Origin of the sequence: Pseudomonas sp. PAMC 26793, assembly GCF_000313235.1 — a bacterium.
GTDB lineage: Bacteria > Pseudomonadota > Gammaproteobacteria > Pseudomonadales > Pseudomonadaceae > Aquipseudomonas > Aquipseudomonas yamanorum.
The window spans coordinates 167161-181274 of record NZ_AMXG01000036.1; the positions used below are offsets into that span (position 1 = coordinate 167161).

Below are 14114 nucleotides of genomic sequence, written 5' to 3' on the forward strand. Positions count from 1 at the left end.
TGCGGGTATGTGTCCAAACCACTATCGAGTACCGCACCCATGTCCCATCGTTTGTCCGCGCCCACACAGAGCGTAACTGAACGCTTCATGCTCCCAGCAGCGTCAACGACGCCGCGCCCCTATTCCAGCGCAACCGCAGCAAGTTGAAGCCGCAGCTCCCGGGGACCCAGCCCTGGTCCAGGCTTACATGAGCGTGATACAACGTAAGGCCGAAGGTCACCCGCCCGGCTTGGTCAAGGTCCCCGCCCAGACGGTGTTGGGCCAATGGCTTGAGCTGTATCGCTCGCAACTGGAACACCCGGTTATCCAGGGCTGGATGCGCGAGCAGAACATCGACCCGTCCACTCTGTCGGTCGTGCCTTCCACCGGTGCCATGTCCGCCAACGTCAACGGCGTGAAGAAGGACTTTTCGCTGACCGACGGTTCAGGCTGGGCACAGGTTTCCGGGCCCCTTCTGGCGTCCGCCCAGGTTATCGTTCCCGTCGCCGGACAGACGTTACGCATACGCTCAGACGAGAATACGGTGGAGGTCAGCGCGAGAGTGGTCGCTAACTTCTACGGTATACCGCTCCCCGCCAACCTCGCGCAGGGCAGAACTCAGATAAGGCAGCTGGAGCACAGCCAGTCTTTCGGCGCCATTGCCGCCGATGACCGCCTGCGACCGGCCAACCTGCGTTCAGCGCAGGCGCTGGAAATACAGAAGCGCAACGCCGAGGCTTCATATGCCGCGGCACCGCAAAAACTGGCTTTTACGCGCCTGGCAAGCAACATGGCGAACGCCTACCCCAGCGTGCGCGACGAAGCCAAGAAATGGGCTGGCGAATTGGTCGAGCGCTTGACCGGCGAAAAAAACGTGGACGTCGACACTCTGTATTTCAATCGTTTCCGTCACGCGCAAAGCGCCTCTCCGGGCACCGCCACCGGGGCGATGCACATGAACGAAGAGCCGTTCTATTCGAAACCCCTCCCGGATGCGCTGCTGGATAACTTCTCGGAACACGACCAGATCCCGGGGCAACTTGACACTGAAGCGGGCATTTACAAGGCCGGCACCGGAGAAAGCACCAAGGGTGGGTATGGCGCCCACAACCAGTTCCCGCTCGCCCCTTCGACGTTGATGCACGAGAGTTGGAAAACTGACTTCCAGACGCACATGAGTAAGAAAATAGACCAGTTCTGGAAAGCCCACGGCGAAGATTACCGCACCGTCTTGAAGGGAAAATTCGTCCAGCAGGCGCGCCAGCAACTGAATGAGTATGACGTAAAGACGCCCCTCGAAAAAAAACTGATGCCGGCTGAACACCAGTTCACCCAGGAGGACTACAACCTGGTCATGAAGGCCGCGTCCAATCTTCCCCAAGATAAAAACGCACCACTGACCGTCTCCCAACTGCAGGCAGAAGCACCGGCCAAGGATCAGGTAAGAGCCTACCCGTTCGATATCAATGGCTGGGGTTCCAGCGACATCATCCGTTTCTCCGCCCTGGATGACAAACAGTACAACTATCAGAACAACCGTCGCGACGGAACGCAAATCCTCTATATCCCCGGTGCCAAGCCGGCATTCCTGAGGTTCCCCTCCCTGGACAAAATGGATGAATGGGTGGTGGAGCAGGCCAAGGACCCCAAAAAACGCGAGGCACTCGCTTCGCATTTCTCCCTGTACAACCGCCAGGATGGCGGCGCGCTCGGAAAATTCGGCGTCGACTCCTCACTGGCTCATCTGGGCAACGGCGATTGGTCGAAGATGGAAGGCGAAACCATTGATCGCAACTATGTGCGCATCGAAGGTGACGTCTTCAGCCATATGCGGGACCAGGCGAAGGAGCGCATGACCAGCGATGCGGACATCGCGATTAAATCCAACAGCGAAGTAACCAGGGACAGCTGGCTCAATGACATTTCCGCAGCCGCCAAGCTCGTAGCCCCCATTGCGCCGGCGGGTGCCCCCGTTGCCGCCGCAGCCGTAACCCTCGGCGTCACGGAATTGGCGTTGGGTGCGGAAAAATCCGCTTCGGGCGACACCCAGGCCGAACGCAGCAATGGCGCCTGGAAAGCCTTTGATGGAGCGCTCAACACCTTGTTTTCCGCCGGCGCAAGCGCGAAGGTTGAAGTCCCGTTTGCAATACCCCGCGAGAACGGAACGACGCTACCCAGCCAGGAAACCTCTCTCCCCTCCTTGGAGGGCCGGGCAGGCCGTGGCTTGCCGAATCGGCTACAGCCCTCACAGGCAGGCAATATCAGTGGCCATGCCGTAGCAGACGGTGATCAGTTGATTGCCAACAGCACACCCAACGCGAAGGGCATTTATCAGATCAAGGACGGTAACGGCGTTGATCAGTGGTTAATCCGGCATACCGACGACACAGGCGTCAGCAAGGTGTACGAGATCAGGGGAGATTTCAAACTCAGTGACGACTATGTGCAGATCATTGACCCCGTCAGCCGAAAGCCGGTGATGACGGTACACCATACCAATGATGGCGATTGGGTGCGGGCGAGTGGCAAAGGCGGATGGCCATGGAGCCGAAATTCATCTTCGTCGTCCTCCATAGACCAATTGCCGCCCTCACCCATCGCGAGAAATTTCGAGGTAGAGGGGCTGGAAACGAAGGGAGCCGAAAAGATTGATGAATATTTGATGTTTGATGAGAACGTCAAATATGAGTACGCCGTTCAAAACACCCGGCAAGTGAAGGGTGTTGTCACCGAAAAAAAATTCCAGGTTTCCTGGCAGCTGGAAGAAGACAACTTCACGGTTCTGGACTCTGAAAAAGCCAAGCCCACTGCGTTGGGTACAGGCGATTACTCGGATAGCTTCGTAAAAGACATTCATCGCTTCGATTACTCGGTTATCAACAAAGAAAAACCTGAGCTCAGCATGGACCTCAGTAGCACGGCCGCCACCGAGGATGAACTCAAAGCAGGACGGCTGCAGCAATTCGAGAACATCGTTCCCGACCCATTGATGCGCGCACGTATATCTGAAGTGGCGCATCAAGGTTCTCTGGCACCCGCCACCCATTACATAAACGGGACGGAATCGGGCCTGAAAGACGGGTATTACCTCAGCGGAGGAGAAACTAAGTTCACAATCGAATATGACCCTGTTGATAACAGCGCACAGGTCAGCGTTATTTCTAAAAACCCCATCTCGAACCCCGACCAGGATCTCATGAGGGTTCCCGGCGTCGAGATCACGACCAAGCGCACCTTTACCATAAGGGAGAGCAATGAAATCGAGAGGGAAAGCAATCCCTACGTCATCGACAAACATGCCCCGAGCACTCTTCAAATTTCAGTGTTAACTGAAGTTTAAAAACGTTGAACTCGGTAGAGGGACAACAGGAACAGCGTCTGGCTGCATGCCCTCTACCTGAGAATCCTGAACGGCGGTAACCTCGGTGACCGCCGTTATCGTTTGGGCAGCGTTTACCTGCCACTTCAGGGGTCTCCATGGAAAGAATTACCTTAAAGCCGCTGCTCCTCGCCGCAAGCCTGCTCGCCTTTATGCCTCTGGCCCAAGCGGCCAGCACCCTGGTCTACTGCTCCGAAGCCAGCCCCGCCGGCTTCGACCCCAGCCAGTACACCAGCGGCACCGATTTCGATGCCTCCGCCGAAACCGTGTTCAACCGCCTGACCCAGTTCAAGCGCGGCGGCACTGAAGTCGAACCCGGCCTGGCGACAAGCTGGGATGTGTCCAAAGACGGTCTGACCTACACCTTCCACCTGCGCGATGGCGTCAAGTTCCACACCACCGACTACTTCACCCCGACCCGGGACTTCAACGCCGACGATGTGCTGTTCACCTTCCAGCGCCTGCTGGATCCCGAAAGCCCGTTCCGTAAAGCCTATCCATCGGAATCGCCCTACTTCACCGACATGGGCTTGAACACCACCATCAAGAACGTCGAAAAACTCGACGAGCACACCGTGCGCTTCAACCTGAACAACGTTGATGCCTCCTTCGTGCAGAACCTGGCCATGAGCTTCGCCTCGGTGCAGTCCGCCGAATATGCCGCGCAGTTGCTCAAGGAAGGCAAGGCCGCCGACATCAACCAGAAGCCGGTGGGCACCGGGCCATTTGTGTTCAAGCGTTACCAGAAGGATTCGCAGATTCGCTACAGCGCCAATAAACAGTATTGGAAGCCCGACGATGTGAAGCTCGACAACCTGGTGTTCTCCATCACTCCGGACGCAGCCGTGCGCCTGCAAAAGCTCAAGGCCGGCGAGTGCCAGGTCAGCGGTTACCCGCGCCCTTCCGATATCGAAGTGATGAAGCAGGACCCCAACCTGCGGGTCCTTCAGCAAGCCGGCTTCAACCTGGGCTTTCTCGCCTACAACGTGACCCATCCGCCACTGGACCAGCTCAAGGTGCGCCAGGCGCTGGACATGGCCATCGACAAGCCGGCAATCATCAAGGCGGTGTACCAGAGCGCCGGACAATTGGCGCAGAACGCCCTGCCTCCGGCGCAGTGGTCTTATGACCCGACAATCAAGGACGCGCCCTACGATCCGGCCAAGGCCCGGGCGCTACTAAAAGAAGCAGGGGTTGCACCAGGTACCACCCTCAACCTGTGGGCGATGACGGTTCAACGCGCGTCGAATCCCAACGCCCGGATGTCGGCGCAGATGATCCAGCAGGATTGGGAAAAGATCGGCATCAAGGCCAATATCGTCAGCTATGAGTGGGGCGAATACATCAAACGCGCCAAAGCCGGCGAGCACGACGTGATGATCTACGGCTGGACCGGCGACAACGGTGACCCAGATAACTGGCTCGGCGTGCTCTACAGTTGTGCCGCGGTGAAGGGCAGCAACTATGCGAAGTGGTGTAACCCGGCCTACGACAAACTCGTGCAGCAGGCCAAGGTCAGCAGCGACCGTGAACAGCGCATCAAGTGGTATCAGCAGGCACAAAAAATCCTTAAGGAACAAGTACCTATAACACCTATTGCAAACTCGACGGTTTTCCAGCCCCTTCGAAAGGAAGTACAGGACTTCAAGATCAGTCCATTTGGACTCACACCGTTCTACGGCGTCAGTCTGAATAAGTAACAGCGACGCCCCAACCGAGTGCGCCAGACGCCTCGGTTGGGCATTCCTGGTGCAGCCCTCGCACCGAAAAAACCCTTCAAAAGTGCGTAAATGTGTCTGAACTTACACATATGCGACATTCGTGTACGTTCGTACCACTGTTTAGCCGTTGTAGGCTCTCAACATCTTGCATTGGGTATGGGCCCTGCATAAGTATCCGCAGGTCGACTCACGAGGTCGCCCTCACTACCAAAAATGACAACAAATCATGAGGCCAACATGCTTAAACACGCAGTCATTCCGTTATTAGTCAGCGCCGGTTTAATGGCTGCTGCACCTTTCGCCCAAGCGGCGAGCAACCTGGTGTTCTGCTCCGAAGGGAGCCCGGCCGGTTTTGATCCAGGCCAGTACACCACCGGAACAGACTTCGATGCTTCGGCCGAAACCATGTTCAACCGTCTGACCCAGTTCGAGCGCGGCGGCACCGCTGTTGTTCCTGGGCTGGCCACGACCTGGGATGTTTCCCCGGATGGCCTGACGTACACCTTCCACCTGCGCGAAGGCGTCAAGTTCCACACCACCCCGTACTTCAAGCCAACTCGTGAATTCACGGCTGACGACGTACTGTTCACCTTCAACCGGATGATCAATAAAGACGATCCGTTCCGTAAAGCCTACCCAACCGAGTTCCCGTACTTCACGGACATGGGTATGGACACCAACATCAAGAACATCGAGAAAGTCGATGACCACACCGTCAAGTTCACCCTTGGCACCGTGGACGCCGCCTTCATCCAAAACCTGGCCATGAGCTTCGCCTCCATCCAGTCGGCTGAATACGCCGCCCAACTGTTGAAGGAAGGCAAGGCACAGGACATCAACCAGAAGCCAATCGGCACTGGTCCGTTCGTGTTCAAGAGCTACCAGAAAGACTCCAACATCCGTTACACCGGCAACAAGGATTACTGGAAGCCTGAAGACGTGAAGATCGACAACCTGATCTTCGCCATCACCACCGACCCGTCGGTGCGTATCCAGAAACTGAAGAAAAACGAATGCCAGGTGACCCTGTTCCCACGTCCAGCCGACCTCAAGGCGCTGGGTGAAGACAAGGACCTGAAACTGCCGCACCAGGCCGGTTTCAACCTGGGCTACATCGCCTACAACGTAATGCCGGTCCTCAAGGGCCAGACCGCGCCCAACCCGCTGTCGGACATCCGGGTGCGTGAAGCCCTGGACATGTCGGTGAACAAGCAGCAGATCATCGACTCGGTTTACCAGGGCGCAGGCCAACTGGCCGTCAACGCCATGCCGCCTACCCAATGGTCCTACGACACCACCATCAAGGATGCGCCGTTTGATGTGACCAAAGCCAAGGCTTTGCTCAAGGAAGCCGGCGTCAAGGAAGGCACCGAGATCACCCTGTGGGCGATGCCGGTCCAGCGTCCGTACAACCCGAACGCCAAGCTGATGGCTGAGATGCTGCAGAACGACTGGAAACAGATCGGCCTGAAAGTGAACATCGTCAGCTACGAGTGGGGCGAGTACATCAAGCGTTCCAAAGGCGGCGAGAACCAGGCCATGATCATTGGCTGGAGCGGCGACAATGGTGACCCGGACAACTGGCTGAACGTGCTGTTCGGCTGCGACTCCCTGGCCGGCAACAACTTCTCCAAGTGGTGCGACAAGAAATTCGACGGCATCGTGAAAGAAGCCAAGGCGACTTCCGACGTAGCCAAACGCACCGAGCTGTACAAGCAGGCGCAACATATCCTCAAAGATGCAGTCCCGATGACACCTATCGCGCACTCGACGGTGTATCAACCCATGCGCAACAACGTGCAGGACTTCAAGATCAGCCCATTTGGCTTGAACTCCTTCTACGGCGTGAGCGTAAGCGGCAAGTAAGGATCACTGGCGGCGACGTTTCATAACGTCGCCGTTATTGCATCCGCCAAGGCCGTAGGAAACAGACCACATCCGCATACGCTGCCGTCCTACGGCAGCTAACTGCGAATCGCGGCTCCGTTACCTACAAGGTCTGTCAGATTCGTTGCATTTACTGCCCGGCTCCCGACCCATAACGTCGTGGCACGGCAGAAGCATCGTCTCTGTAGGCAACTGCCGTTGTGGGATCAGTGTTGTCGCAAGGCCTTGAATGGCCTTGCGATTGCTCACTGACGAAAACAACAAACAAGGATCGGGATTGTCATGCGCCATACCACCGTTCTATCCGCGATATTCGGCACCAGCCTGTTGGCTGTGGCCTCGATGGGCCAGGCTGCCGAGAAAAAGAGCCTGGTGTTTTGCTCCGAAGGCAGCCCGGCTGGCTTCGACACCGCGCAATACACGACGGCTACCGATAACGACGCCGCCGAGCCTATCTACAACCGCTTGGCCGAGTTCGAAAAAGGCGCGACCAATGTCGTACCGGGCCTGGCAACCCGTTGGGATATTTCCGAAGACGGCCTGACCTACACCTTCCACCTGCGCGAAGGGGTGAAATTCCACAGCAACAAAGACTTCAAGCCGACGCGTGATTTCAACGCCGACGATGTGCTGTTCACCTTCAATCGCATGCTTGACCCCGAACACCCGTTCCGCAAGGCCTACCCCACCGAGTTCCCGTACTTCAACGGGATGAGCCTGAACAAAAACATCGCGAAGGTCGAGAAAACCGGCCCGCACACCGTGGTGATGACCTTGAACACGGTCGACGCCGCGTTCATCCAGAACATCGCCATGAGCTTCGCCTCGATCCTGTCGGCTGAATACGCCGACCATTTGCTCAAGACCGGCAAGCCCAGCGACATCAACCAGAAGCCGATCGGCACCGGGCCGTTCGTGTTCCAGCGCTACCAGAAAGACTCGCAGATTCGCTACACCGGCAACAAACAGTACTGGGACCCGAGCCGCGTGAAGCTCGACCAGCTGATTTTTGCGATCAACACCGACGCCTCGGTGCGGGTGCAAAAGCTCAAGGCCGGTGAATGCCAGATCACTCTGCACCCGCGCCCGGCCGACGTCGAAGCCCTGAAGGCCGACCCGAAGCTGCAACTGCTGACCAAGCCAGGCTTCAACCTTGGCTACATCGCCTATAACGTGCGGCACAAACCCTTCGACCAGCTCGAAGTGCGCCAGGCCCTGGACATGGCGGTGAACAAGCAGAGCATTCTCAACGCCGTGTACCAGGGCGCGGGGCAACTGGCGGTCAACGCCATGCCACCGACCCAGTGGTCTTACGACGACACCATCAAGGACGCCGCCTACAACCCGGAAAAAGCCAAGGAACTGCTCAAGGCTGCCGGCGTGAAGGAAGGCACCGAGATCACCCTGTGGGCGATGCCGGTGCAACGGCCGTACAACCCCAACGCCAAGCTGATGGCCGAAATGCTGCAAAGCGATTGGGCGAAGATTGGCCTCAAGGTCAAGATTGTCAGCTATGAATGGGGCGAGTACATCAAGCGCACCAAGAATGGCGAGCACGATATCAGCCTGATCGGCTGGACCGGCGACAACGGTGACCCCGACAACTGGCTGGGCACCCTCTACAGCTGCGACGCCATCGGCGGGAACAACTACTCCATGTGGTGTGACCCGGCGTACGACAAGCTGATCAAGCAAGCCAAGGTCGTGACCGACCGCGAACAAAGGACTGTTCTGTACAAACAGGCGCAGCAACTGCTCAAGCAGCAGGTGCCAATCACGCCAGTCGCCCACTCGACGGTCAACCAGCCGTTAAGCGCCAAAGTCGAAGGGTTCAAAGTCAGCCCCTTCGGCCGCAACGTGTTCTCGGGCGTCAGCATCAACCCATAAAAAGATAACCGGATTGCGCAGGGCGAGCACTCGCCTTGCTGCAAACGTGCAGCCTTATTTCGGGTTTTACCCTTGGGCAAACGTTTGCAAAGGCTTGAACGAGTTACACACCCAATAGCCGGTTCACCTAAAAAGACCGGCATTAAAAAGAGAACCAAAGGAGCGTCACCCATGAAACTGAGCAGCACCGCGCTACTGGCCCTGGCCATCAGCAGCATCACGGCTACCGCCTACGCTGAACCTGCAAGCCAGGACTTCGTTCCAACCACATTGGCCGGCACCAGCGCCCAAAGCGAGGCCAAAGGCTACATCGATGGATTTAGCCTGGGCGGTACAACCCGTAACTGGTTTTCCAACGAACAGAAGTTCCGTGGCCAGAAATTCGGTTACGAGAAGCACAACCAGGCCCGTACCGATGCGTACCGTACCAACTGGGTACAAGGCACCATCCTCAACGGTACCTCGGGCTTTACCAAAGGCACCGTTGGCGTGAGCACTGAAGTGGCGGTCTACAACGCTCTGGTCCTGGACCGCAGCAAGCGCGACATCAAGGGCGGCTCCAACCGTACCCTGGCCGACTCCAACGGCGACGCCGTAGACCAGTGGAGCAAACTGGGCCTGGCCAACGTCAAGTTCCGTGTCTCGAACACCACCTTGACCGCCGGTCGCCAGAACTTCAGCAGCGGCATCGTCGACACCATCGGCAACCGTGCACTGCCTTCGAGCTTTGAAGGTGTGAGCTTCAACAGCGAAGAGTTCAGCAACCTGTCGTTCCAGGGCGGCATCTTCGATCGCGTTTCGCCACGGACCGAGCAAAGCCTGTCGAAATTCCGTTCCGAGTACGGTAACGGCCAGACCACCGACAAAGTCAAAACCCTGGGTTTCAACTACCAGCCATTCAAAAGCCTGAAAACCAGCGTGTTCGCCGCTAACGTCGAAGACTTCTGGAACCAGTACTACGTCGGCGCCACCCACGAACTGGGTGATGCCCAGACCCTGGCACTGACCACCGGCCTGAACTACTACAAAACGACCGATACCGGCAGCAAGAAGATGGGCAGCATCGACAACGACACTTACTCGTTGTCTTTCGGCCTGACTCACCAGGCCCACAGCCTGACCTTCTCCTACCAGGCCATCAACGGTGACGAGTACTTCGACTACCTGCACGAAACCAACGGTATCTACCTGGCCAACTCCTTGACCTCCGACTTTAACGGACCGAACGAGAAATCCTTCCAGATCGCCTACGGTATCAACATGGCCGAATACGGCGTGCCAGGCCTGAAGTTCAACATCTACTCGGCTCGCGGCTGGGGCATCGACGGTACTCACTACACCGGTACTGCCTACGGCGAATCTGGCGTGGCACGTAGCGACCTGCGCCTGATGGACGGCGAGAAGCACCAGGAATACGGCGTGGGCGCGGCTTACGCGATCCAGAGCGGCTCGCTCAAGGCCACCACCATCCGTGGTACCTACGTCACTCACCGCGCCAGCGAAAATCAGGCTGACGGCAACATCCGTGAGTTCCGCCTGGTCACCACCATCCCGTTCAACATTCTTTAATCAGCGCCAGGTCGGCGGCGAGCTCAGGACGAGCCCGCCGCCTACGCTTGTCTGGTCCAATCGATTGCAGAGGGCTCTTAGATGAAAATGCTCCCGTTACAAGCTGCCATTGCCGCTGCGCTGTTGAGCGTCGCTGTCGGCATCTCGGCCAAACCGTTGGTCGTCTGCACCGAAGCCAGCCCGGAAGGCTTCGATCCGGTCCTGTACACCACGGCTGTCACCGCCGACGCTGCGGCCGAAACCATGTTCAACCGCCTGGTGGACTTCAAGCCCGGCACCACCGAAGTGATCCCGGCGCTGGCCAAGGACCTGCCGGAAATCAGTGCCGATGGCCTGACCTACACCTTTCACCTGCGTGACGACATCAAGTTCCACACCACCGACTACTTCAAACCCACGCGCAACATGAACGCCGACGACGTGCTCTGGAGCTTCCAGCGCCAGCTGGACCCGAATCACCCGTGGCACAACAAGTCCAACGTGGGCTACCCATACTTTGAAAGCATGGGCTTCAAGGAACTGCTCAAGAGCGTAACGAAGACCGATGACCACACCGTAGTCTTCACCCTGACCCGCCCTGAAGCACCGTTCCTGGCCGACCTGGCCATGGCGTTTTCCTCGATTCACTCCGCCGAATACGCCGACCAATTGCTCAAGTCCGGCAAGACCGACGACCTGAACGCCAAGCCAATCGGCACCGGCCCGTTCATCTTCACCCGCTACGCCAAAGACGCCCAAGTGCGCTTCAAGGCCAACCCGGACTACTTCCGTGGCAAGCCGCCGGCTGACCCGCTGATCCTGGCCATCACCACCGACAACAACGTGCGCCTGCAAAAGCTCAAGGCCAACGAATGCCAGATCGCGCTGTATCCGAAACCGGATGACGTGCCGAGCATGAAGGCCGACCCGAACCTGAAGGTGGCGGAACTGGCCGCGATGACCACCGCCTACACCGCGCTGAACACCACCCACAAGTACATGAGCGACGCGCGGGTGCGTCACGCGATCAACATCGCGTTCGACAAGAAAGGCTACAACGAGTCCCTGTACGGCAAAGGCAACGCAGTCGACGCCACCGGGCCTTACCCACCCACCTTGCTGGGCTTCAGCGACAAGCTGAAGAACCCGCCACGTGACTTGGACAAGGCCCGCGCCCTGCTCAAGGAAGCCGGCGTACCGGAAGGCACCGAGATCACCCTGTTCACCCGCAACGGCGGCGGCCCGACCAACCCTAATCCGATGCTCGGCGCCCAGCGCATGCAGGCGGACCTGGCGCAAATCGGCCTGAAAGTGAACATCAAGGTCATGGAATGGGGCGAAATGCTCAAACGCGCCAAGAATGGCGAACATGACATGGTCTCCGCCGGCTGGGCGGGGGATAACGGGGACCCGGATAACTTCCTCACCCCGAACTTGAGTTGCGATGCAGCGAAAAACGGCGAAAACTACGCCCGCTGGTGTAACAAAGAGTTTCAAGACTTGATCGACAAGGCACGCGCTATCGCTGAACCCGCACAGCGCGCTGCACTCTATGAACAAGCCATGGACGTTTTCGACAAGGACCAACCATGGATTCCCATGGCTTACCCGAAAATGTTTACCGCCATGCGTAAAAACGTCGAGGGTTATACCCAAAGCCCTCTGACTACAAATAACTTCGCCACCACCCAGGTGAAGTAGATAAGAGACGCTCGGCACCGTCGACATTGACGGTGCCGAACCTGCCTAACCGGCTGATTGAGGTACACAACAAGATGTTTAGTTTTATTGCCCGCCGATTGGGGTTATTGATCCCCACGTTTTTCGGCATCACCTTGCTGACGTTCGCGTTGATTCGCATGATCCCTGGCGACCCCGTCGAAGTCATGATGGGCGAACGACGAGTCGACCCCGAGATGCACGCTCAGGCAATGGAACGCCTTGGTCTGAACAAACCGCTTTACGCGCAATACCTGGATTATGTCGGCAAGCTCGCCCACGGCGACCTCGGCGAATCCCTGCGTACCCGTACCAGCGTGTGGACTGAATTCACCGCACTTTTCCCCGCGACCCTGGAACTGTCCATGGCCGCCCTGTTGTTCGCCGGCATCCTGGGGCTGTTAGCCGGGGTGATCGCGGCCTTGAAGCGAGGATCCCTGTTCGACCATGGGGTGATGGGCATCTCCCTGGCGGGATATTCGATGCCGATCTTCTGGTGGGGCCTGATCCTGATCATGTTCTTCTCCGTGAGCCTGGGCTGGACGCCAGTGTCGGGACGGATCGACCTGCTCTACGACATCGAGCCGCGCACCGGCTTCATGCTGATCGACACCCTGCTGGCTGACGAGCCGGACGCATTCTGGGATGCGCTGCACCACCTGATCCTGCCGGCCATCGTGCTCGGTACCATCCCGCTGGCCGTTATCGCCCGGATGACCCGTTCGTCGATGCTTGAAGTATTGCGCGAGGACTACATCCGCACCGCCAAGGCCAAAGGCCTGTCGCCGGCGCGCGTGGTGTTCGTCCACGGCCTGCGTAACGCCTTGATCCCGGTACTCACCGTGGTCGGCCTGCAAGTCGGCACATTGCTGGCCGGCGCCGTCCTGACCGAAACCATCTTCTCGTGGCCCGGCATCGGCAAATGGCTGATCGAAGCCATTGGCGCACGGGACTATCCCGTGGTGCAAAACGGCATCCTGTTAATCGCCTGCCTGGTGATTCTGGTGAACTTCGTGGTGGATATCCTCTACGGCTTCGCCAACCCACGCATCCGTCACCAGCGCTGAGATCATGACCATGACCACACCTACTCCCGCGGTAGCAGTCGATCAAAGCCTGCTGTACCCGTCCCCGTACAAAGAATTCTGGCAAGCCTTCTCCAAGAACAAAGGCGCGGTTGCCGGCCTGCTGTTCATGTTGCTGGTGGTGTTTTGCGCGCTGTTCGCCCCTTGGGTGGCCCCGCACAACCCGAGCGAGCAATACCGTGACTTCCTGCTGACCCCTCCGGCCTGGCTGGAAGGTGGGCAGATCCAGTTCCTGCTGGGCACCGACGAACTGGGCCGTGACCTGCTGTCACGCCTGATCCAGGGTTCGCGCCTGTCGTTGCTGATCGGCTTGTCGTCGGTCGTCATGTCGCTGATCCCGGGGATCCTGCTGGGTCTGTTCGCCGGGTTTTTCCCGCGCCTGCTCGGCCCGACCATCATGCGTCTGATGGACATCATGCTGGCCCTGCCGTCGCTGCTGCTGGCTGTAGCCATTGTCGCGATCCTCGGCCCTGGCCTGATCAACACCGTGATCGCCATCGCGATCGTGTCGCTGCCGTCCTATGTCCGCCTGACCCGCGCTGCGGTGATGGGCGAACTGAACCGTGACTACGTGACCGCCGCCCGCCTCGCCGGCGCCGGCCTGCCGCGCCTGATGTTCGTCACCGTGCTGCCGAACTGCATGGCGCCGCTGATCGTTCAGGCCACCCTGAGTTTCTCCTCGGCGATTCTCGATGCTGCCGCCCTGGGCTTCCTGGGCCTTGGCGTACAACCGCCAACCCCTGAGTGGGGCACCATGCTGGCCTCGGCCCGCGACTACATCGAACGCGCCTGGTGGGTCGTGAGCCTGCCTGGCTTGACCATTTTGCTCAGCGTGCTGGCAATCAACCTGATGGGCGACGGGCTGCGCGATGCGCTGGACCCGAAACTCAAGAATGCCGCCTGAGGAGA

At 58.4% G+C, this 14114-nt stretch carries 8 protein-coding genes; all 8 read left to right on the forward strand.

Features of this window, described 5'->3' with window-relative positions:
* Positions 1 to 187 precede the first annotated feature (187 nt).
* Positions 188 to 3319 carry a dermonecrotic toxin domain-containing protein gene (locus tag D109_RS01000000131960; RefSeq protein ID WP_017477760.1) on the forward strand — a complete coding sequence of 1044 codons (3132 nt, stop codon included), beginning with the start codon at positions 188 to 190 and terminating at the stop codon, positions 3317 to 3319.
* Positions 3320 to 3456: 137 nt separating this feature from the next.
* Positions 3457 to 5058, forward strand: a complete 1602-nt coding sequence (locus D109_RS0115885) for an ABC transporter substrate-binding protein (RefSeq protein WP_017477761.1) — start codon at positions 3457 to 3459, stop codon at positions 5056 to 5058.
* A 258-nt stretch (positions 5059 to 5316) separates the two neighbouring features.
* Positions 5317 to 6945, forward strand: coding sequence for an ABC transporter substrate-binding protein (locus D109_RS0115890; RefSeq protein ID WP_017477762.1), 1629 nt, complete (start codon positions 5317 to 5319; stop codon positions 6943 to 6945).
* Between the two features lie 363 nt (positions 6946 to 7308).
* The gene (locus D109_RS0115895) at positions 7309 to 8853 is read left to right on the forward strand and encodes an ABC transporter substrate-binding protein (protein WP_371103574.1); all 1545 of its coding nucleotides are present in this window, start codon (positions 7309 to 7311) and stop codon (positions 8851 to 8853) included.
* A gap of 171 nt (positions 8854 to 9024) precedes the next feature.
* Positions 9025 to 10422 carry an OprD family outer membrane porin gene (locus tag D109_RS0115900; protein WP_017477764.1) on the forward strand — a complete coding sequence of 466 codons (1398 nt, stop codon included), beginning with the start codon at positions 9025 to 9027 and terminating at the stop codon, positions 10420 to 10422.
* Between the two features lie 81 nt (positions 10423 to 10503).
* Positions 10504 to 12102, forward strand: a complete 1599-nt coding sequence (locus D109_RS0115905) for an ABC transporter substrate-binding protein (protein WP_017477765.1) — start codon at positions 10504 to 10506, stop codon at positions 12100 to 12102.
* 74 nt (positions 12103 to 12176) lie between these two features.
* Positions 12177 to 13187: an ABC transporter permease subunit gene (locus tag D109_RS0115910; RefSeq protein WP_003215992.1), complete on the forward strand. Its 1011-nt coding sequence runs from the start codon at positions 12177 to 12179 to the stop codon at positions 13185 to 13187.
* Positions 13188 to 13197: 10 nt separating this feature from the next.
* Complete coding sequence (locus tag D109_RS0115915; RefSeq protein WP_003215991.1) at positions 13198 to 14109, forward strand: ABC transporter permease subunit; 912 nt, start codon at positions 13198 to 13200, stop codon at positions 14107 to 14109.
* Positions 14110 to 14114 lie beyond the last annotated feature (5 nt).